Origin of the sequence: Rathayibacter sp. VKM Ac-2879, from assembly GCF_015351245.1 — a bacterium.
Classification (GTDB): domain Bacteria; phylum Actinomycetota; class Actinomycetes; order Actinomycetales; family Microbacteriaceae; genus Rathayibacter.
Genome location: NZ_JADKSO010000001.1, coordinates 200,640 through 220,224, shown reverse-complemented (window position 1 = coordinate 220,224; position 19,585 = coordinate 200,640). Strand labels below are relative to the sequence as shown.

Sequence of the window (19,585 nt, the reverse complement as noted above, 5' to 3'; positions counted from 1 at the left end):
CCCCGAGCGCTCCCTTCCGCGCGCCGCTTCGGTCCGCGACTGCTCGAAAGGCACTGCCATGTCCACTCCTGATGACCTCGGATTCGAACTCAAGAAGAAGCGCCGCTGGCCGTGGATCGCCGGCGCGGCCGTCGTGGTGGTCGGCGTCGCCACCGCCATCGCGATCCCGCTGCTCTCGCCCACTGTCTCGGCCAACGAACAGGCCGGTGCGACGCTGTACGTCGCGACCGCCGAGGGCAATGCCTCCGAGCAGGCGCTGGTGAACTTCGTGGCGAAGGAGGTGGCGCCGCGCTATGGCATCTCGGTCGCCTTCAAGGGCCTTTCGGACAGCAACACCATCAACCGCGCCGTGAGTGAGGGCGAGGTGGCGGCGACCGTGTATCAGCACAAGCTCTGGCTCGGCCAGGTGCTCGAGGCGAACCCTGACTTCGCGGAGGAGGCGGCGACTCCGGTGTTCCGTTGGGGCTTCGGGCTGTGGAGCGACAAGTACGGCGACGTCTCGCAGATCCCCGACGGCGGCACGATCTCGCTCTACTCCGATCCTGCCAACGAGGCGCAGGGGCTCTGGCTGCTGCAGAGCGCCGGTCTCATCACGCTCAAGCCGGGCACGCAGCCCGGTACCGCGACCCAGGAGGACATCGCCTCGAACCCGAAGAACCTGCAGTTCACGCTGCTCGACTTCGCGGCACAGTCGCGGGCGCTCCCTGACCTCGACGCGGCCGTCGGCTACACCGAGTACTATCTCGCGGCCGGCATCCCGGTCGAGAAGCAGATCTACGCGCCCCAGGCGCCCGACGACTTCGCCGGCCAGCTGACCATCGGCTCGCGCTACCGCGACACCGCGAACGTACAGAAGCTCATTCAGGCGTTCCAGGACCCGGCGGTCCAGGAGTTCCTCGCGACCGACGAGACGGTGAAGGGCATCCTGCTGCCGATCAACGGCTGAGCCGCACCTGCGCAGAGGGCTCGTCCGTACGCGGGCGGGCCCTCCGTCGTGTCGGGGCGCTGCTCCCCGCCTGACGCGCGGGCAGGAGGCTCACTCCGCGGGCACCGCGCACGTTTCGTCGGCTGCGGTCTGGCCGGGTGCCGCGATCGCCTCGGGAGTCGCCGAGGACACACCATTCGGGCGAGGTCGATGTCCTTGAGTGCCAGGGCGAGCGAGATCATCGTCGCCGGGCTCGTCAGGCTCGTCGAGAGGTGGACGTTCGACGACGCCGCCTGCGCCAGTCCGTAGAGCGTCGGGATGTCCGAGAGGGTGTCGGACGAGCGCATCGTCCGCATCAGCGAGGCGAGGTACTGCTGCTGCGACGAGATGCGCGCGAGATCGCTCTCGTCGCCGACGCCGTGCCGGCTGCGGAGGAACGCGAGCGCCATCGACCCGGAGACGGTGGTCGTGCCGGCCGGCAGGTCCAGGCCCGAATCCGTGTCGAGGATCGGGCCGGTGAGGCAGATGGGGACGCCGCCGACCGCGTTGCTGAGCGCGATGACTCCGTTGAAAGACACCCAGCCCGCGTAGGGGATGCTCAGTCCCGTGAACTGTTGGATCGTGTTGTTGACGCAGGCGAGGCCGCCGTTCTCGAACGCGGTGTTCAGCGACACATCCGTCTCTGCCTCCGAGACGACGCCCGTCTCGGGGTCGGTGCACTCTGGCCGGTCGACGATCAGGTCTCGCGGAAAGCTGACCACTGTCGCGCTCGAGTGGTCGGCCGACACGTGCAGCACGATGGTGACGTCGTTGCGCACACCCTCACGCGCGCCGTACTGGTCTCCCTGGGCCGCGTCGTTGTCGGTGCCGACCACGAGCACGGTGAAGGCGCCCTCTATCGCGCCGAGCTGCGGCGCCTGGTTGGTGGGCACCACCCCGAGGTCGACAGCATTGTCGGCGACGTTGCCGCCGATGTTCGCCGCGGCGATGGCCACCAGGGAGGTGCCGCTCACGGCGATCACGGCAGCGACGGCCGCGACGAGCTGCAGCACCCAGCGCGTGCCCGACGGCCGGCGGAGGCGTCCGTGCCGCACGCCGCGCTCCGCCATCGTCGTCCTCCGTCCCCTGCCGGCCCCTCCGGCGACGACCCGGCCAGTATAAGGAGCACGCCCCGAGGCGCTCCATCCCGGATGCCCGCCGGGAGTCCCGTCGCGCCCCTCCCCTTGGCCCGCGCGCGTGCGTAGCGTGACGGGATGAGCACCTTCACTCTCCACAACGGCGTCGAGATCCCGGCCCTCGGACTCGGCGTCTACCAGACGCCGCCCGACGAGACGGTCGCCGCCGTCACCGCAGCCCTCGATGCGGGCTACCGCCACGTCGACACGGCCGCCGCCTACGGCAACGAGCGCGAGGTGGGCGCCGCCGTCGCCGGTCGGGACGACGTCTTCCTCGAGACCAAAGTGTGGATCAGCGACTACGGCTATGCGCAGACGCTGCACGCCTTCGACAAGAGTGCGGCGAAGCTCGGTGTGGATCGGATCGACCTGCTCCTCCTCCACCAGCCGCTCCCCAGCGCCTTCGAGCGGACCCTGGACGCCTATCGCGCGCTCGAGACGCTCCTCGCGGACGGCCGGGTGCGCGCCATCGGCGTCAGCAACTTCATGGTCGCCCACCTGACCCGTCTGCTCGCAGAGACCGACGTCGTTCCCGCCGTCAACCAGATCGAGGTGCATCCGTTCTTCCAGCAGCGCGGAGTCGAGCGCTTCGGCTGCGAGCACGACATCCTCACGCAGGCGTGGTCGCCGATCGGAGGCATCACCTCCTACCGTGACGCGCCCCGCCGCAGCTTCGACGAGCCGGTGATCCTCGAGCTGGCCGAGAAGTACGGGCGCTCGGCCGCGCAGATCATGCTGCGCTGGCACCTGCAGGAGGGGCGCCAGGTCATTCCGAAGTCGACCGATCCGGGGCGCATCGCCGAGAACATCGACGTCTTCGACTTCTCGCTGACGGGATCGGAACTCACCCGCCTCGACGCGCTCGAGACGGGAGTGCGTGGCGGCCCCGAGCCGGAGGAGGTGACGCTCGAGCGATTCGGGCGCGAGATCCCCGAGGAGTGAGCCGCGGCGGGAACACCGCCGCACCCGCCGACGTTGGCGTCACCATGACCCTTCCCCTCTCGATCCTGGACCTCGCCCCCATCGCCCCGGGAGAGAGCGCGCGCGACAGCTTCGCCGCCTCCGTCGACCTCGCCCAGCAGGCGGAGCGCAGCGGGTACCGTCGGGTCTGGTATGCGGAGCACCACAACATGGCGACGATCGCCTCGAGCGCGACCTCGGTTCTCATCGCCCACATCGCGGCGCACACCTCGACCATCCGCCTCGGCTCCGGCGGCGTGATGCTCCCCAACCACTCGCCGCTCACGATCGCCGAACAGTTCGGCACCCTCGAGACGCTGCATCCCGGCCGGATCGATCTCGGTCTCGGCCGCGCTCCCGGCAGCGATCAGGCCACCTTCCGTGCGCTGCGCCGCGGCCCGGAGGCGTCGGAGCGTTTCCCGCAGGACGTCCTCGAGCTGCAGGCGTTCCTCGCGGGCCAGTCGCGCGTCCCCGGCGTCAGCGCCACTCCGGGGGCCGGCACGCGCGTCCCCCTGTACCTCCTCGGCTCCTCGCTCTTCGGCGCTCAACTGGCCGCCGCTCTCGGGCTGCCGTACGCCTTCGCCTCGCACTTCGCCCCGGACGCACTGCACCAGGCCGTCGCCGAGTACCGCCGCGGTTTCCGCCCCTCCGAGCAGCTCGACGCGCCTTACGTGATCGCCGGAATGAACGCCATCGCCGCGGAGACCGCGGAGGATGCCCAGGAGCAGTTCGCGCAGATGAAGCGTGCGCGCCTCCTGATGCTGCTGCGCCAGAGCGGCCAGATCTCGGCCGGCCAGACCTTCGACGACGAGGAGCTCGACGCCCTCCTCAGCGCGCCGATCGGTGCGCATGTGGCCAGCATGACCACCTACACCGGGGTCGGCACGGGCGCTGAAGTGGCCGACTACGTCGCCGACTTCGCCCGCTCGGCCGACGCCGACGAGGTCATCATCGCCCCTGCGTCGCCGCAGACGGAGGCACGACTGCGTTCGGTCGCGCTGCTCGCCGAGGCACACGCACAGGCCGGGGCCGAAAGCCCTGCACGACGCGAGCCGGGCATCCAGGATCGTGCGGTCGAGGGGCACGCCTTCGTCTCACAGGCCTGATCAGCGAGGGCGCCCGGCGCCCGACCGACTGAGCGGTGCGCCGGGCCCCGGTGAGGAGGTCCCGACGCACCGCTCGCGTTGTCGACGGTCAGCTGTCGGTGCGGTCACCGCGTCGACGTCGGACCAGCATCAGCCCACCGGCAAGCAGAGCCACGAGGGCCAGTGCCACGGCGGTCGCCGTCGATGTCCCGTCGACGCCGGTCGAGGCCAGCCCGGCTTGCGGACCGCGCGGTCCGTGCGATCCGCCCGTCGGCACGACACCGCCCGCTGACGGTGACGGAAGCGGAGCCGGAGCGGACGCGGTCGGCGTGCTGCTCGGCGTCGGCGTCTTCGTCGGAGTAGCCGTCGGCGTCACGGTCGGGGTGACCGTCGGGGTCACGGTCGGCGTGACCGTCGGGGTCACCGTGGGAGTGACAGTCGGGGTCACCGTGGGCGTGACAGTCGGCGTCACAGTCGGGGTCACCGTGGGCGTCACCGTCGGAGTGACCGTCGGGGTCACGGTCGGCGTCACCGTCGGAGTAACCGTGGGCGTCACAGTCGGGGTCACCGTAGGGGTCACGGTTGGGGTCACGGTTGGGGTCACGGTTGGGGTCACGGTTGGGGTCACGGTTGGGGTCACGGTCGGAGTAACCGTGGGCGTCACAGTCGGCGTCACAGTCGGCGTCACAGTCGGCGTAACCGTCGGCGTCACAGTCGGCGTAACCGTAGGAGTCACCGTAGGAGTCACAGTCGGCGTCACCGTAGGAGTCACAGTCGGCGTCACCGTAGGAGTCACAGTCGGCGTAACCGTGGGCGTCACAGTCGGCGTAACCGTAGGAGTCACAGTCGGGGTGACCGTGGGTGTCACCGTCGGCGTAACCGTAGGCGTCACAGTCGGGGTGACCGTGGGTGTCACCGTCGGCGTAGGCGTCGGCCCGCCACCTTCAGTCGGCTCACAACCCGGCGCCGTGAACAGGTTCGAGTCGAGCGTGACGGCGCCGGTCCGAGCCAGCGCTCGGCCTTCTACCGTCGTTCCCGTCGTGACCGTGATCGATGCCTGGGCGAGGATCGAGCCGGCGAAGCTCGATCCGGTCCCGAGCGTCGCGGAGCTGCCCACCTGCCAGTACACGTTGCAGGCCTGGGCTCCATTGATAAGGGCGACCGAGCTCGCCGACGCGGTGATCAGAGTCGACGCCGCCCGGATCACGAAGACCGATTCGTTGACGCCCTCGGCGTCGAGGCTGACCGCGCCGGTGATCCCGACCGGTCCATCCGCCGTATACACGCCGGGCTTGAGGGTCAGGCCGCCGATGTCGGCCGGGATCTGCGCGGTGGTCGCCTGCGCCGACAGGTCGTCGTAGGCGGTGCCGACATCCTTCTGAGCCTGCGCGGCCGGCGCCGTCCCGCGCTCGGTCGAACCATCGACCTCGCCCGGCGGGAATCCGGTGACCGCTGAGAGCGGGCTGACGCCCAGGTTCAGCGGGATTATCGTCGGTCCGGTGTTCGTCACCGTCGACGCCGCCAGGACGGAGTAGGACGCCGCGGTCCCGAGGTCCGGCGCGGTGGCTGCGCGCGCAGCGCCCTGCGAGAGCAGACCCGCTCCGAGAACAGCGAGGACGACGCCCACGCCGACCGTCGCTCTCGTGCGGGCCTGCCGACGACGTCGGAGAGTGGTGCGATCGGACACGTGCGGCATGGAGGCCCGCGATCTGCCCACGTCAGCGTGGACTCAGAAACCCAAGTTGGGTGGCTTGCACTCTAGGTCGCGCTCCAGGCCCCCGTCTAGGGAATCACCCTTTCGGGGGGCATTTAAGTGCGCAGATCAACCCCACAGGCCTCGGAGGCAGGACCTCTACCGAAGTACCACCTCCGCCCCGGCGTCCGGCAACGCGTCATGCACCTCGACCGACCGTCAGAGTTCACCGAGCCTCCCGATCACGCCCTCGCCGAGCCGCGCGACGTAGCCCTCCGGGTCCGGCCCCATCGGCGCCAACTGGACATGGTCGATCCCGATCGCCGCTTAGTCCGCCATCGCGCGTACGACGCCGTCCGCATCCGCGATCGGCTCGCCGCCGCCCGTGATCGTCTTCGTGATCGAGCCGTAGTCGCGTCCGAGCTCGTCGCAGTGACGGCGCAAGACGTCGAGCTTGTGCGCGACATCGTCCGCGCTCGTGGCGAACAGGTTGCAGGCGTCGCCGTACTGCGCCACCAGACGGAGCGTCTTGCGCTCACCACCACCTCCGATCAGGATCGGAGGCCGCGGCTGCTGGATCGGCACGGGGTGGTTCAGCGTCTCGGCGAGCCGGTAGTGCGCGTCCTCGAACGGGCCATCGTCGTCGCTCCACATCTGCAGACAGATCTGCAGCGTCTCCTCGAGCCGCTCGAGCCGCTCCTTCAAGGGCGGGTACGGGACGCCCAGCCCGAGGTGCTCGCGCTCGTACCAGGCCGCTCCGATGCCGAGCATCGCTCGGCCGCCCGAGAGCACGTCGAGCGTGGTGACGATCTTCGCCAGCAGTCCGGGGTGCCGATAGGTCACACCCGTGACGAGGAGGCCGAGACGGAGCGTCTCCGTCTTGGCTGCGACGAAACCGAGGGAGGTGTATCCCTCCAGCATCGGGTCCTCGCTCGTGGCGAAGTGCTCCATCTGGAAGTAGTGGTCCATCATCGTGAACCACGCGCAGCCGACGTCCTCCGCCGTCCTCGCGGTCGCCCCGAGGATCGGTGCGATCCCCGCGCTCCCTCCCGGCAGAGTGACGTTCATGAAGTGAATGCCGAGCTGGCTCGGGAAGGTGATCGCAAGCAATTGCTCGACGCGCGGGTGCGACTCGGCAAGACTCGTGCGGATATCGTGACGTGATGAGCGTCGATGAATCGATCGTGGCCTTCTGGGCTTCTTCTCGGAGGATCGTTGACGGACTTCCGCAACGAGTCCCCGACGCGTGGGCGTTCGGCGCTAGCGAGGAACAAGCAGATCGTCTCCTCGAGCTGGTCCTTTCGGGGAAGAAGACGGCGACAGCTTCATCATTGTGGGACTACGAGGCTGACCCGGAGTCGTTGCCCACTGAACGCGACTTCAGCATCGTCCTCGATGGTGGCGGTGCGCCGCGCGCGGTGATTCAGACGCTCGCAGTGGAGGTCATACCTTTCGACGAGGTGACGGAACGACACGCTCGCGCGGAAGGGGAGGGGGACCTCTCGTTGAAAGAGTGGCGCGAGGCGCACGAGCGCTTTTGGCGCACGCATTCCAGTAGTCCGCGCGGCTTCGACGTCAAAATGCCTGTGGTCTGCGAGGTGTTCAGACTCGTGCATAGCCTCAGCTAGACGGTCGCGGAGAGAGGTGACGTGCGAGTCTCCGGCAAGAGGACCCGACAGTCGAGCTACGCGCCCGTCGTCGTGTAGTTCGGAACCCAGCCCAGGGAGGGCGCGACGTACTTCGCGAACGACTCGACCAGCCTTGTATTACACGCAACACCCAACTGCATGCGCATCTCCTGTCGTCCCGGGTGTCAGGAGCCAGTGTGCGCCGACGCGCCGGCCAACACGCCGGAGCACCGCCCTCTGAGCGGTGTCTCACCGACACTACGGCGAGCTGTGAGCCGATCAGGCGCCGACTCGGAACCGGTTCCCGTCGAACCCGACGACATCCCCGACCGCCAACTGGCGGCCTCGACGGAGGTCGACCTCGCCGTCGACGGTCACGAGCCCCTCGGCAACCGCCTCCTTAGCCTCTCCGCCCGAGAGGATGCCCGCGAACTTCAGGAACTGCCCGAGGCGGATCGACCCGCCGTCGAGCGGGACATCGACGGGCTCGGGGACAGGAGCAGCACTCACGAGACTCACACCGCCGGGATGTCTGCGAACCGCGAGAAGTGCCCGTGGAAGCCCACCGTCACCGTGCGCGTCGGACCGTTGCGGTGCTTCGCCACGATGAGGTCGGCCTCGCCGGCCCGAGGGTTGTCCTTCTCGTAGGCGCTCTCGCGGTGGAGGAGGATCACCATGTCGGCGTCCTGCTCGATCGAGCCCGACTCGCGAAGATCGGAGATCGCGGGGAGCTTGTCGGCGCGCTGTTCGGGGCCACGGTTCAGCTGCGACAGCGCGATGACGGGAACCTGGAGCTCCTTCGCGAGCAGCTTGAGCGCGCGCGAGAACTCCGACACCTCCTGCTGGCGACTCTCGACCTTCTTGCCCGACGTCATGAGCTGGAGGTAGTCGATGACGACCATCTTGAGCCCGACGCGCTGCTTGAGCCGACGGCACTTCGCACGGATCTCGACGAGGGTCATGTTGGGCGAGTCGTCGATGTAGAGCGGGGCGTCGTTGATGCGGCCGCGAGTGGAGGCGATGGTCGTCCAGTCGCGCTGGTCGACCGTGCCCTTGCGCATGTGCTGCAGCGGCACCGAGGCCTCCGCCGAGAGGAGGCGCATGGCGATCTCGCTGCGCCCCATCTCGAGCGAGAAGAAGATCGTGGGCATCTGGTGCTTGATGGCGGCGGCCCGCGCGAAGTCGAGGGCGAGCGTCGACTTTCCGAGCGCGGGACGGGCCGCGACGATGATCATCTGGCCGGCGTGAAAGCCGTTGGTGAGGTCGTCGAGCTCCGCGAAGCCGGTCGGCACACCCGTGAACGCGCCGTCCTTGTGAGCGGCCGCTTCGATCTCGTCGATCGCGACCGTCACTGCCTCGGTCAGGGGCACATAGTCTTCGGCCGTCTCGGAGCCCGTGACGTTGTAGATCTCGGCCTGTGCAGAGTTGACCAGGTCGAGCACCTCGCCTTCGCCCTGATAGCCCATCTGGGCGATGCGGGTGCCGGCCTCGACGAGCCGGCGCAGCAGCGCTCGCTCCGCGACGATGGACGCGTAGTACCCCGCGTTCGCCGCAGTCGGCACCATCGAGGTGAGCGTGTGCAGATAATCGGCACCGCCGGCCCGTTGCAGCTCGCCCTGCTTGGTGAGCTCGTCGGTGACGGCGATGACGTCGGTCGGCTCGCCGTGGGAGTAGAGGGCGAGGATCGCATCGAACACGATCTCGTGCTTGGGGATGTAGAAATCGGTGCCTTTGACGCTCTCGACGACGTCGGCGACCGCGTCCTTCGAGAGCAGCATTCCTCCGAGGGCCGACTGCTCGGCGAGCAGATCGTGTGGAGGGGTCCGCTCGTTGGTCCGCGGAGAGTCTCCGCGTCCGTCCGAGCCGGGAACCGCCAGGTGCGCGATCGTCATGCCTTCGCCTCCTCCTGTCGGGTGCCTCGCGGAACGGAGGGCGGGCTGGTCCCGCCGCCGTCGATCCCGGTCTATCAGCGACCTCCGACACGCGGCGTCACAGCGCCTTGCCGCTCCCCTCGCGGGGCGCTGCGCCACACTACGTACCGCCCCCTGCCGCGGTCAAACCGTCCTGTGGAGAGAGGTGTGCAGAACTGCGGGGAAACGCCCGGCACACTGTGGGCAACATGTGGACTGGTCTGTGGAAATCGACGCCTTCGAAGACTTTTTTCTTCACTCCGACCAGGCATTTCTCGTTCTCCACAGGACGCCGCACAAAAGAGTCTCGAGAGCACATTGAAGGTTGTGCACCGGCGAGGGTGTATGTGGATGGACCTGTGGACAACCGGGACGACGAAGGGCGGTGCGCCAGGACCCGAGAGTCCCGACGCACCGCCCTTCGCGGTTCTCGCGGCTTTACTTGGCCGCGACCACCTGCAGCTTGACGGTGGCCTGGATGTCGTCGCGTAGACGCACCACAGCCTCGTGCTCGCCGATGTTCTTGATCGCGTTCGCGATCACGATCTTGCGCTTGTCGAGCTCGCCGAATCCGGCCGCCGCCACCGCGTTCGCGATATCGGAGGTCTTGACCGAGCCGAAGAGGCGGCCGTCCTTGCCTGCCTTGACCGTCAGCTTCACGCGATTGGCCTCGAGGACCTGCTTGGTGTGCTGCGCCTCCTCGATGGTCTTGTGCTCACGCGCGGCTCGCGCCGACTTGATCTGCTCGACCTGCTTCTCGCCACCGCGGGTCCACGCGACGCCGAAGCCCTGCGGGATGAGGTAGTTGCGGGCGTACCCGTTCTTCACGTCGACGACATCGCCGGCCGAGCCGAGCCCGTCGACCTCGTGGGTCAGGATGACCTTGGACATACCGTTACCTACCTTCCGCTGCCGGCGTAGGGCAGGAGCGCCATCTCACGGGCGTTCTTGACGGCACGGGCGATGAGGCGCTGCTCCTGCACGGAGACGCCGGTGATACGACGGGCGCGGATCTTGCCGCGCTCCGAGATGAACTTGCGCAGGGTCGCGACATCCTTGTAGTCGATGACGCCCACGCGGACCGACTTCGCGGGGGCCGCGTTCTTCGCGCCCTTGCCGCGGATCGGCTTGCGGCGATCGCCGCTGCTCTTTCCAGCCATAGTGGTTTCCTTAGATTCTGGTTCGCCCCTGCCCGCCCGCGAGCTCTCGCGGGGTGGGGGAGGCGTGATTCAGGTGAGGAGAGCGTTCGAGCCGAGGCTCAGAACGGCGTCTCGTCGTTGTAGCTGCCCGGCGTGTTCCACACGTCGCCACCGGCCGGAGCGCTGGGCGCCCACGGCTCTTCGGCCTGGCCACCGCGGTTGCCGCCGGCGTTGCCGGAGCCCCCCTGGTTGCCTCCGCCGAAACCGCCAGGAGCGCCGCCGCCGACCTGGCCGCGTCCGCCACCCGCTGCTCCACCGGAGGCACGGGTGACCTGTGCGGTCGCGTAGCGCAGCGAGGGCCCGATCTCGTCGATCTCGAGCTCGATGCTGGTGCGCTTCTCGCCTTCCTTCGTCTCGTAGGAGCGCTGCTTGAGGCGGCCGGTCGCGATGACGCGGCTGCCCTTGGTCAGCGACCCGGCGACGTGCTCGGCGAACTCGCGCCAGACGGAGGCACGGAGGAACAGCGCTTCGCCGTCCTTCCAGTCGTTCGCCTGACGGTCGAAGGTGCGCGGCGTGGAGGCGATGGTGAAGTTCGCGACCGCAAGCCCGTTCTGCGTGTAACGCAGCTCGGGGTCGGACGTGAGATTCCCCACCACGGTGATGATCGTCTCGCCGGCCATGAGCGTTACGCCTTGGGAGCGGCCGGAGCCTTGGCCGCCTTGCGGGCGGCCTTCTCGTCGGCGAGCTTCGCGGCGGCCGCGACCTGGGCGATGCCCTCTTCAGCCCGCAGCACCTTGGTGCGCATGACGGCCTCGGACAGCTTCAGCTGACGGTCGAGCTCGTTCGCCGCGGTCGAGGTCGACGTGAAGTCGACGACGGCGTAGATGCCCTCGGACTTCTTGTTGATCTCGTACGCCAGGCGACGACGGCCCCAGACGTCGACCTTGTCGATGGTTCCCCCATCGGTTCGGATGACGTTGAGGAACTTGTCGAGACTCGGAGCGACGGTGCGCTCATCGATCTCCGGATCCAGGATCACCATGAGTTCGTACTGATGCGTCACTAACCCACCTCCTTCGGACTGAACGGCCACGGTATTTCCGTGACAGGAGGGTATGTAGCATCTGCCCACTCCCGCGGACGCGAGTGCGTCTGGTCGTGGACAACTTGCCCACCCTACCAGCCACCCTCCGCTTCACGGGGACTATCTCGAGACCGACGAGATGTCGAGGCACGAGTCACCTGCGGGATGCTGGTGGAGCCGATCTCGTTCGCGATCAGTCGGTTGACTCCTGGGAGCGCGACGCCCACCACTCGCGGAGCCGCTGCGTCGCAACGTCCTCGCCCAGCGGTCCCTCCTCGAGTCGCAGCTCGAGCAGGAACCGGTACGCCGCCCCCACCTCGGGGCCGGGCCGCAACCCGAGGATCTCCATGATGCGTGTGCCGTCGAGGTCGGGCCGCTTGGACGCGAGCTCCTCCTTCTCGGCGAGCTCGGCGATCCGCGCTTCCAGGTCGTCGTAGGCGTGCGCCAGCCGCTCGGCCTTGCGCTTGTTCCGAGTGGTCACGTCTGCACGGGTGAGGATGTGGAGCCGCTCGAGCAGAGGTCCCGCGTCGGTGACGTAGCGACGCACGGCGGAGTCGCTCCACGCGCCGTCGGTGTAGCCGAAGAACCTCAGGTGCAGTTCGATGAGCCGTGCGACGTCCGAGGTCGTCTGCTTGTCGAACTTCAGCGCGCGCATCCGCTTCGCCGCCAGTTTCGACCCGACCAGATCGTGGTGGTGGAAGCTGACCGTTCCGCCAGGTTCGAGCCGCCGCGTGGCGGGCTTGCCGATGTCGTGCAGGAGCGCGGCGAGACGGAGGGTGACGTCCGGCGCCGCTCCCGGGTTCCGCTCCGCCTCCAGCGCGATCGCCTGCTCGAGCACCGTCAGGCTGTGCACGTAGACGTCCTTGTGGTGGTGGTGCTCGTCCTGCTCGAGACGGAGCGCGGGCAGTTCCGGGAGGATGTAACCGGCCAGGCCGGTGTCGACCAGCAACTCGAGCCCGGCGCGCGGGGCAGCCGTCGAGAGCAGTTTGCGCAACTCCTCCTGCACCCGCTCGGCCGACACGTCGAGGAGGCGGCCGGCGAGCTCGGCCATGGCCCACTCGACCTCGTCGGTCGTGCGGAACCCGAGCTGCGAGGTGAAGCGTGCCGCGCGCAGCATGCGAAGCGGATCGTCGCCGAAGGAGACGTCGGCCTCGGAAGGGGTGCGCAGACGACCCGCCAGCAGATCCTCGACCCCGCCGGAGGGATCCACGAGCACGATCTCGGGGAGCCGAAGCGCCATCGCGTTGACCGTGAAGTCGCGGCGGACGAGATCGCCCTCCAGCGACTCCCCGAACTCGACCTCCGGCTTGCGGCTCACCCCGTCGTAGCTGTCGCTGCGGTAGGTCGTGATCTCGACCGTCTCGCCCGCCACGCGCGCACCGATGGTGCCGAAGGCGCGTCCGATGTCCCAGTGCGCCTCGGCGATCGGAGCCACGATCCGCACGACGTCGTCGGGCCGCGCAGAGGTGGTGAAGTCGAGGTCGTGCACGCCGTGGCCGAGGAACGCGTCGCGGACCGGACCGCCGACCAGCGCGAGCTCGTGGCCGCTCGTAGCGAACGCCGCCGCGAGCCGCGCCACGGCCGGAGTCGCCGCAAGAGTACGGAGTGTCTCGAGGGCGGTCTGGACGCTGTGCATTGGGCCGATCTTAGTCGCGAGGGGTGTCGGGGCCCGGAGCGCGCCAGCGGCCTGGCCGCGCTCTCGTCCCGCACCCAGCCGATGCACCGGCAGGCGCGGGGAGGCGTCCCCGTAGAATCACCCGCATGGAGGCCGAGTGAGTTCGATGCGCCGGCACGACCCCATCCTTCCCGACCGCCCCTTCCGGCGTCCGGGCGCGCACCGTCTCCGCCCCCTCGGAGGCGCGCTGCTCTGCCTTGCGCTGCTCGCCGCGCCGGCCGGTGCCGCTCCCGCGATGGCAGCACCTCTGATCTCGGTCGCGCATTCTGCCGACCCCGCCTCCGGGACGGTCACCGCGACGGTCGGGGTCGCGAACGACGGAGTCCTCCTCTCGGGTCAAGATCTCCAGCTCTCGATCTCCGTCCGCAACGGCACGACCACCGAGATCGATGGCGCCCGCGTGCAGGTCGCCATCGAGACCGACACGTTGGACTCCCGGCCCGAGCTGCAGACGTGGCTCGACGGCACCCTCGATTTCGACGGCTCGCCGATCGGTGAGGGAGCCGACATCCGCCTGCTCCCGTCGAGCTCGGCCCAGCTCGGGCTGACGGTGCCCGCCGCCGAGATCCCGTTCTCGACCGCCTCGTGGGCGCTCGGCACCCACGCTCTCACCGTGACGGTGACGAGTCCGGGCGGAGTCGTCGCCACAGCACGCGCGGCCGTCGAGCTGACCGACGGCGCGCCTGTAACCCGCGAGACCGGTGTCAGCGTCCTCGTCCCTCTCACGGTCCCCGATACGGCCGACGGCCTTCTGTCGGCCGACGCGCTGCAGGATTACACCCGCTCGTCGGGGACCCTCTCCCGCCAGCTGGACGCGGTGTCCGGTCGCGCCGTGGCCATCGGAGTAGACCCGCGCATCCTCGCCTCGATCCGGATTCTCGGCGGCTCGGCCCCCGAGTCGGCACGCTCCTGGCTCGACCGCCTCCAGGCCGTACCCAACGAGCTATTCCCCCTCCCCTACGCAGACGCCGACGTCGCGGCGCAGGCGCAGTCGGGCCTGTCGACCCTGCTCACGCCGACCTCCTTCGAGTACGGCATCGACGATTCCCTTTTCGCGGCACCCGCGAGCACCGCCGCACCGACCGACCCGGCACAGGCGCAGCCCGACCGCCCCACCACGGCCTCCCTCGTCGCCCTCGATTGGTCAGCGGCCCTCGGGAACCTCGCGTGGCCCGCGGATCGCACGGTACGCGCCGCCGATCTGGAAACCTATGCGGCGAGCGGCATGAACCGCACGGTCGTCTCATCCGCCAACCTCGCCCTGCCCGAGACGGTGTCGACGGCCACGCGGACGAATGTCGCCGGTCGCGACGTAATCGTCGCCGACAGCACTCTCTCGAGCGAGCTGGACGCCGCGGCGAGCGCCACGGGCGACTCCGAATGGCGCGCCAGCATGACCACCATCAGCGCTGTCCTCGCTCGGGTGCAGCGCGACGACGAGACGCCAGACGTCGTGCTGGCGCTCGATCGCGGCTCGGCCATCAACGGCACCCGGCTGGCGCAGACTCTCGACGCCATCGAGAGCCTCCCCTGGGCGCACGGCACCACCCTCTCCTCGGCACTCGCGGCCCCGGCGACCTCCGGCGTGACCGTGGTCGACTCACCCGAGTCTGCCCAGCGGCTCGAGCACGTCTCCGAGCTGCTGACCGCTGCGGCACAGGTGGAGGCGTTCTCGGCCGTGCTCACGCGGCCCGAGTTGCTCAGCGGCAAGCGCCGCAACGACCTCCTGGCGCTCCTCGCCGTGACCTGGCAGGGCGATGACTCCGGCTGGAGCGACGCGGTGACCACGAGCCGCGCGCTCGCCGACTCCACCCTCTCCTCCGTCAGCATCGAGAGCTCGGACAGCGTCTTGCAGCTCTCGCACGATTCGAGCATCCCCGTCTATGTGCGCAACGACCTTCCGTGGCCCGTCGCCGTCAGGATCGACGCGTCGACGTCGAACGCCGTGCTCGACATCGACGAGGCGTCGATCGAGCCGACCTCCATCGACGCCCGCTCCCAGGGTCGCGTGGCCATCCCCGTGAAGGCGCGCGTCGGCAACGGCGAGACCGATCTTCGGATGCAGATCACCGCCCTCGACGGCACCCCGGTCGGTGCCGTGACGAGCATCCGGACCAGTGTCCGCGCCGACTGGGAGACGGTGGGCACCCTCGCGTTCGGCATCCTTCTCGTCCTCGTGTTCGGCGTCGGGATTCTTCGCAACATCCGCCGCAAGCGCCGGGGCGAGGAGGTCGAGGAGGAGGACCCGAACGCCCCACTCGCCGTCCAGCCCGCCCTCGACGAACGGAACCCTCCGCGTGGCTAGCTTCTCCCTCGGGCGCGCGAGCGCGGTTCTCGCCTCGGGCACGATGGTCTCGCGGGTGCTCGGCTTCGTGATGTCGATCGTCTTCACCCAGACCATCGGCCTCATCGGTCAGGGCGCCGACGCCTTCACCGTCGCCAACGGCCTGCCGAACACGATCTACGCGATCATCGCGGGAGGCGCCCTCAACGCGGTCCTCGTCCCGCAGATCGTGCGCGCAGGCCTCCATGCCGACGGCGGCCGGGCCTACATCAACCGGCTACTCACCCTCGCCTTCGCGGTGCTGCTCGTGGCCACCGTGGCCGCAACCCTCCTCGCCCCCTTCCTGGTGCGGTTGAACGCCGCGGGATACGGCCCTGCACAGTTCCAGCTGGCCGTCGCCTTCGCCTACTGGTGCCTGCCCCAGGTCTTCTTCTACGGCCTCTACACGATCCTCGGCGAGGTGCTCAACGCGCGCGGATCCTTCGGCCCCTTCACCTGGACGCCGGTCGTGAACAACGTGGTCGCCATCTCGGGCCTCCTGGCGTTCCAGGCTCTCTTCGGCAACGACGCCTTCGGGAGGCGTGCGGCGAGCGAGTGGACACCGGCCATGATCGCAGTGCTCGCGGGCTCCGCCACGCTCGGGGTCGCCCTCCAGGCGCTCCTGCTCACGCTCTTCTGGAGGCGGGTCGGGCTGAGCTATCGGCCCGACTTCCGCGTCCGCGGTGTGGGTCTGGGCCGCGCGGGTCGCATCGCCGGCTGGACCTTCGCCGCGCTCCTGCTCACGGTCCTCGCCGGCTTCATCGAGAACTCGACGGTGAGCGCGGCGTCTGGCTCGAACGCCTCCGCGACGGCACTGCAGAAGGCATGGCTGGTGTTCATGCTGCCGCATTCGGTGATTGCCGTTTCGGTCGCGACGGCCTATTTCACCCGGATGAGCGGTCACGCCGCCGCGGGGCGAATGGCGGAGTTCCGGAGCGACGTCTCGGCATCGATCCGCATCGTGGGGATGTTCCTGGTCTTCGCTTCCGTCGCCCTCGTGGTCTGTGCTGCCCCATTCGCCGCCGTCTTCACGAGGGACAAGAGCGCGATCCTCCCAATGGCCGGCATCATCGTCGCCTATGTGGTCGTCCTGCCCCTGTTCTCGACTCTGGCGATCGTGCAGCGCGCTTTCTACGCTCTCGACGACGGTCGCACACCGTTCTTCTACACACTCGTGCAGACCGCCGTCTTCGCGCTCGGGTGCCTCGTCGCGCTCCTCGTGCCGCCCGCTCTGACCGCTCTGGCGGTCGCCATCTCGGTGTCGATGGGGATCGCCGTCCAGTCGATCCTCGCGTGCTTCCTCCTCCGCGAGCGCTTGGGAGGCACCGGCGGCAGCTCCGTCGTTCTCCGCTTCGTGCAGTACATCCTCGCCGCGCTGCCGGCAGGACTCGTGGGAGGCGGCGTGATGGTCGTCCTCTTCGTCGAACTCGACGAGTTCCCGCTCTCGGGCCTCGCACCGGCGATCGTCTCGATGGTCATCGCGGGAACCGCGATGGCGATCGTCTACGTCACGATCCTGTGGTTCTTCCGCGTGCCCGAGCTGCGGACGCTGGCCGCGCCGATCCTGCGCCGCCTCGGACGCTGATGCGCGCAACCTTCATCGTCGTGCGGGCGCTGGTCGCCCTCGCCGTTCTCGCCGCAACCACGGTGAGCTTCCTCGACTCCCATTCCTTCTGGGTCGAGGCGCGCTTCCGCGACCGCACGACCCTCGCCGTCAACTTCTTCAGCTACATCACCGTCGAGGCGTGTCTCCTGAGCGTGGTCGTGCTGTCGATCGGCGCGGTCGTGCTCGCTCGCGGAACCCTGCCAGAACCGCGCTGGCTCGCCTGGCTGCGCGCCGCCACCGTCAGCTACATGGTCGTGATCGGAGTCGTCTACAACCTGCTCCTACGTGGCACCGCGGTCACGGGAGGCGGTGCCGGCCAGGAGTGGACGAACGAGGTCATGCACGTGGTCGCCCCACTCGCACTCGTGCTCGACTGGTTGCTGGCTCCGGGCCGTCGTCGCCTGTCGTGGTCGGTCGTGCCCTGGATCCTCGTGTTCCCCGTCGCGTGGTTCGTTTACACCGAGATCCGTGCGCCACTCGTCTACGACCAGCTCAAGCACGAGCAGGTCTGGTACCCCTATCCGTTCCTTGATCCCCGTCATGCGACGCTGCACGTGATCTCAGGAGGAGCCCTCGCGGTGGTCGTCTACGTGCTCGTGATGACCGCGGTGTTCGCCTCCGTCGCCTGGGCCACGGTGCTGGTGTCGCGCCGCGGAGCCGGCCGGCTCGACCCGCCCTCGAATCCTGCGCCCGTCTCTACAGAGGAATACCTGGTCAGAGCAAAGAAACATGGGCGTCGTTCCGTGCGCTTCCCGCCAGCCTGACCACCATCTCCACATGGCAGTCCGCACGGAATAGCCCCCGCCTAGGATGTGTTGTAGCCCTCGGAGCCGCGGAACATCGAGCGACCGGCTCCGAGTCGGCCGGTGCTCCGCATCCCCTGCCCGTCACCGCTCGTACAGACCTCGAGGAGTTGCCGTGCGCGACATCGTCATCATCGGATCCGGGCCCGCGGGCTGGACCGCGGCCATCTACGCGGCGCGCGCCGAGCTGAACCCGGTCGTGGTCGCCTCCTCGGTCGAGATCGGCGGTGACCTCATGAACACCACGGAGGTCGAGAACTTCCCCGGCTTCCCCGACGGGATCCTTGGTCCCGAGCTGATGATGGCGATGCAGGCGCAGGCCGAGAAGTTCGGCGCAGAAACCTTCTACGACGACGTCACCTCCCTCGACCTCGAGGGTGAGACCAAGGTCGTGCACCTGGGCTCGGGCGAGAGCATTGAGGCCAAGTCGGTCGTCGTCGCGACGGGATCGGCCTACCGCAAGCTGGGCCTGCACGACGAGGACCGCCTCTCGGGTCACGGCGTCTCGTGGTGCGCGACCTGCGACGGCTTCTTCTTCAAGGGCAAGACCATCGCCGTGGTCGGCGGGGGCGACTCCGCAATGGAGGAGGCGACCTTCCTGACCAAGCACGCCGCGAAGGTCTACATCATCCACCGCAAGGACTCGCTGCGGGCCTCGAAGGTCATGCAGAAGCGCGCCTTCGACAACGAGAAGATCGAGTTTCTCTGGAACTCGGAGGTCGTCGGCATCACGGGCGAGAGCCACGTCAACGGCGTGAAGCTGCGCAACACGGTCGACGGCACGGAGTCGCGCCTCGAGCTCGACGGCCTCTTCATCGCGATCGGCAACGACCCGCGCACGCACATCGTGCACGGCAAGCTCGACCTCACGAGTGAGGGCACCATCGCCGTCGTCGGCCGGTCGTCGCAGACCTCGGTTCCCGGTGTCTTCGCCGCAGGCGATGTCATCGACCCGAACTACCGTCAGGCCGTGACCGCCGCCGCCTCGGGAACGGTCGCCGCGCTCGACGCCGAACACTACCTCGCCGGCCTCGCCGACGGCACCTCGACGACGGAGGGTGTTCCCCACGTCGAGCTCATCCCGAGCTGACCCCCATCCCCCGACAGCCCCCACCCAGCCGCATCCCGGCTCACGAAGGAGAATCACCCATGTCTACCGCGAAGAGCGTCACCGACGCCTCGTTCCAGTCCGATGTCCTCGACTCCGAGAAGACCGTTCTGGTCGACTTCTGGGCCGAGTGGTGTGGCCCGTGCCGCATGGTCGCTCCGATCCTCGATCAGATCTCGGCCGAGCACGGCGAGAAGATCGAGATCGTCAAGCTCAACGTCGACGAGAACCCGCAGACCGCCGCGAAGTACCAGATCACGTCGATCCCCGCGATGAAGGTCTATCAGAAGGGTGAGGTCGTCAAGACGGTCATCGGCGCCAAGCCAAAGCCCGCCCTTGAAGCCGACCTGGCCGCCTTCCTCTGAGTTCATCCTCGAGGCTCGACGTCTTCCTCGAAGCCCTCGCACCCAAGGGTGCGGGGGCTTCGTTATGTTTCACGTGAAACGGGCCACGGCGCACCGAGTGGCGCTC

19 protein-coding genes are annotated in these 19,585 nt (G+C 68.6%); 9 read left to right on the top strand and 10 right to left on the bottom strand.

All coding sequences use genetic code 11. The annotated features are described in order from the left end of the window. The first annotated feature begins 58 nt into the window (after positions 1-58). Positions 59-946, top strand: a complete 888-nt coding sequence (locus ITJ45_RS01040; protein WP_194606991.1) for a MetQ/NlpA family ABC transporter substrate-binding protein — start codon at positions 59-61, stop codon at positions 944-946. On the opposite strand, the gene ITJ45_RS01035 is transcribed toward ITJ45_RS01040, so the two are convergent. After that, a complete protein-coding gene (locus ITJ45_RS01035) occupies positions 862-2,034 on the bottom strand; it encodes an LCP family protein (RefSeq protein ID WP_194606989.1) in 1,173 nt (390 codons plus the stop codon). The two genes, ITJ45_RS01040 and ITJ45_RS01035, sit on opposite strands and share 85 nt — an antisense overlap. 144 nt (positions 2,035-2,178) lie before the next feature. Here ITJ45_RS01035 and ITJ45_RS01030 point away from each other — a divergent pair, with 144 nt between their 5' ends. After that, a complete protein-coding gene (locus tag ITJ45_RS01030) occupies positions 2,179-3,042 on the top strand; it encodes an aldo/keto reductase (RefSeq protein WP_194606987.1) in 864 nt (287 codons plus the stop codon). Between the two features lie 44 nt (positions 3,043-3,086). Further along, positions 3,087-4,166: an LLM class flavin-dependent oxidoreductase gene (locus tag ITJ45_RS01025; RefSeq protein ID WP_194606985.1), complete on the top strand. Its 1,080-nt coding sequence runs from the start codon at positions 3,087-3,089 to the stop codon at positions 4,164-4,166. A gap of 88 nt (positions 4,167-4,254) precedes the next feature. Here the strand turns inward: ITJ45_RS01025 and ITJ45_RS14380 are convergent, their stop codons facing one another. Both ITJ45_RS14380 and ITJ45_RS01015 read right to left on the bottom strand, forming a co-directional pair. Continuing rightward, positions 4,255-5,841 (bottom strand): ice-binding family protein, encoded by a 1,587-nt coding sequence (locus ITJ45_RS14380; protein WP_194606983.1) that lies wholly within the window; start codon positions 5,839-5,841, stop codon positions 4,255-4,257. A gap of 324 nt (positions 5,842-6,165) precedes the next feature. Beyond that, positions 6,166-6,948, bottom strand: coding sequence for an LLM class F420-dependent oxidoreductase (locus ITJ45_RS01015; protein ID WP_323742805.1), 783 nt, complete (start codon positions 6,946-6,948; stop codon positions 6,166-6,168). Between the two features lie 53 nt (positions 6,949-7,001). Here ITJ45_RS01015 and ITJ45_RS01010 point away from each other — a divergent pair, with 53 nt between their 5' ends. After that, entirely contained in the window at positions 7,002-7,466 is a 465-nt protein-coding gene (locus ITJ45_RS01010; RefSeq protein ID WP_194606982.1) for an ASCH domain-containing protein, read from the top strand. Positions 7,467-7,745: 279 nt separating this feature from the next. On the opposite strand, the gene ITJ45_RS01005 is transcribed toward ITJ45_RS01010, so the two are convergent. The 7 genes from ITJ45_RS01005 to ITJ45_RS00975 all read right to left on the bottom strand — a co-directional run bounded on the left by ITJ45_RS01005 (position 7,746) and on the right by ITJ45_RS00975 (position 13,235). Then, positions 7,746-7,976, bottom strand: a complete 231-nt coding sequence (locus tag ITJ45_RS01005; RefSeq protein ID WP_194606980.1) for an RNA-binding S4 domain-containing protein — start codon at positions 7,974-7,976, stop codon at positions 7,746-7,748. 5 nt (positions 7,977-7,981) lie between these two features. Next, on the bottom strand, positions 7,982-9,358 hold the full coding sequence (gene dnaB / locus ITJ45_RS01000; protein WP_194606979.1) for a replicative DNA helicase: 1,377 nt from the start codon (positions 9,356-9,358) through the stop codon (positions 7,982-7,984). 456 nt (positions 9,359-9,814) lie between these two features. After that, the gene (gene rplI, locus ITJ45_RS00995; RefSeq protein WP_194606978.1) at positions 9,815-10,267 is read right to left on the bottom strand and encodes a 50S ribosomal protein L9; all 453 of its coding nucleotides are present in this window, start codon (positions 10,265-10,267) and stop codon (positions 9,815-9,817) included. A gap of 8 nt (positions 10,268-10,275) precedes the next feature. Beyond that, positions 10,276-10,536, bottom strand: coding sequence for a 30S ribosomal protein S18 (gene rpsR / locus ITJ45_RS00990; protein ID WP_055784551.1), 261 nt, complete (start codon positions 10,534-10,536; stop codon positions 10,276-10,278). Positions 10,537-10,634: 98 nt separating this feature from the next. Further along, positions 10,635-11,195 (bottom strand): single-stranded DNA-binding protein, encoded by a 561-nt coding sequence (locus tag ITJ45_RS00985; RefSeq protein ID WP_194606977.1) that lies wholly within the window; start codon positions 11,193-11,195, stop codon positions 10,635-10,637. Positions 11,196-11,200: 5 nt separating this feature from the next. After that, positions 11,201-11,557, bottom strand: coding sequence for a 30S ribosomal protein S6 (rpsF, locus tag ITJ45_RS00980; protein WP_228493458.1), 357 nt, complete (start codon positions 11,555-11,557; stop codon positions 11,201-11,203). Positions 11,558-11,792: 235 nt separating this feature from the next. Beyond that, complete coding sequence (locus tag ITJ45_RS00975; RefSeq protein WP_194606975.1) at positions 11,793-13,235, bottom strand: CCA tRNA nucleotidyltransferase; 1,443 nt, start codon at positions 13,233-13,235, stop codon at positions 11,793-11,795. A 145-nt stretch (positions 13,236-13,380) separates the two neighbouring features. Between ITJ45_RS00975 and ITJ45_RS00970 the strand changes: the two genes are divergently transcribed. The 5 genes from ITJ45_RS00970 (at position 13,381) to trxA (ending at position 19,479) form a co-directional block, all read left to right on the top strand. Continuing rightward, on the top strand, positions 13,381-15,579 hold the full coding sequence (locus tag ITJ45_RS00970; protein WP_228493396.1) for a DUF6049 family protein: 2,199 nt from the start codon (positions 13,381-13,383) through the stop codon (positions 15,577-15,579). Beyond that, a complete protein-coding gene (gene murJ / locus ITJ45_RS00965) occupies positions 15,572-17,182 on the top strand; it encodes a murein biosynthesis integral membrane protein MurJ (protein ID WP_323742804.1) in 1,611 nt (536 codons plus the stop codon). Before ITJ45_RS00970 ends, murJ begins: the two co-directional genes overlap by 8 nt. Continuing rightward, on the top strand, positions 17,182-17,967 hold the full coding sequence (locus ITJ45_RS00960) for a Pr6Pr family membrane protein (protein ID WP_194606973.1): 786 nt from the start codon (positions 17,182-17,184) through the stop codon (positions 17,965-17,967). The genes murJ and ITJ45_RS00960 overlap by 1 nt, the downstream gene beginning before the upstream one ends. Positions 17,968-18,121: 154 nt before the next feature. Then, on the top strand, positions 18,122-19,096 hold the full coding sequence (trxB, locus tag ITJ45_RS00955) for a thioredoxin-disulfide reductase (protein ID WP_194606972.1): 975 nt from the start codon (positions 18,122-18,124) through the stop codon (positions 19,094-19,096). A 59-nt stretch (positions 19,097-19,155) separates the two neighbouring features. Beyond that, entirely contained in the window at positions 19,156-19,479 is a 324-nt protein-coding gene (trxA, locus tag ITJ45_RS00950; protein WP_194606971.1) for a thioredoxin, read from the top strand. Positions 19,480-19,585 lie beyond the last annotated feature (106 nt).